General features: G+C 46.7%; 1 protein-coding gene. It reads right to left on the minus strand.

The genetic code is table 11. From position 1 onward, the window contains the following. Window positions 1-1,076, minus strand: a 1,076-nt coding sequence (gene istA / locus RM553_RS19405) for an IS21 family transposase (protein WP_311536620.1), incomplete at its 3' end; no start/stop codon positions are given. Window positions 1,077-1,262: the final 186 nt, after the last annotated feature.

The following is a 1,262-nucleotide window of genomic DNA, read 5'->3' on the forward strand; positions in this document are numbered from 1 at the left end:
ACCTTGACCTTCATCCCTATGTAAGTATAGGGAACGCTGTAATAGTGTTTGTCCATCCCCAGGTAAATGTGATTGTTTTTGGCCACTTTATGTTCCCGATAGTATTTGATCTCGAAGGCTGTTTCCGGTAACGGCTGCAGGGTATGTTTTTCATCGGCCAGGAACTTTTCTTCCCTGCAGTAATCTTTCTGTTGCATACGGGTTTGGTTATGTTCCCTGACTTTTTGGGCAATGGCTTTGTTCAAAGAAGGAAGGTCGAAGAAAGTGAGCTTGCGTAATTTGGCATATACCCGGTTGTAGATCAGCTTCACCTGGTTCTCTACCAAAGATTTGTCCTGGGGCTTTCTGGGACGTGCCGGGGTGACCGAAGTGCCATAATGGTTGGCAAAGTCTTCCAGGGCACGGTTAAGGTCAGGCTCGTAAGGATTGGCCTTTATCACGGCTGCCTTCAGGTTGTCCGGTACCAGAGTCTGGGGAACCCCGCCAAGATCTTTTAAACAACAGCCCAGGGCATAAATAAAATCTTCCAGCCTCTGGCTGGGCACGGCCAGGGCAAAGCAATAATCGGAATACGGCAGACAGGCTACAAATACCTGGGCCTTGATTTCCTCCCCGGTATCCCTGTCAATATAAGATAAAGTCTTTCCGGCGTAGTCAATAAAAAGTTTATCTCCGGGCTTATGGTCCAATACCATAGATGGCTTCCCGCTGCGCAGGTATTGCTGGAGGTGCCAGCAGAACTGGCCATAGCTATAAAAATAATGGTTTCCTGTTTTATACTCTTCCCAGAGCAACTGCCGGGTAACCCCAACCTTTTTAAGTTCTTTGCTGTAGTATTCCAGTTGCGTCTTAAGTTGCTCGTAACGCTCGTCTTTGTAGGCCGGGTTGCCAGGCCATAATTTCCCTTCCAGTACCGGGTCTTCCAAATTTAGCAGCGCTTCAATGGAGAGGGTTGATGCCCGTGCCTTCTTTACATATCCTTTTACAGTGTTCTTGCTGATCGAGAGGGTCCTGGCGATGGTTTTTATGCCCTTGCCCTGCTTATGCATACGGAGTATTTGTTTTACTTGACTCATTCGTTTTGGTTTTCCGGCCATTACTTATCTTTTGATGAATCCATCAAATAAACCAAAACCAATACAAAAAGCTGGGGGTCAGCATGCTCCAGAATAATATTCGAAGGGGTCAACATGCTCCGGAATAATTTTCCCAGTCAGCTATTTTTTATTTTCTAAAGGGGTCAGCATCCGCCGGAATGACAG

It is taken from the genome of Autumnicola tepida (assembly GCF_031846485.1).
In the GTDB taxonomy this organism is placed as follows: Bacteria; Bacteroidota; Bacteroidia; order Flavobacteriales; family Flavobacteriaceae; genus Autumnicola; species Autumnicola tepida.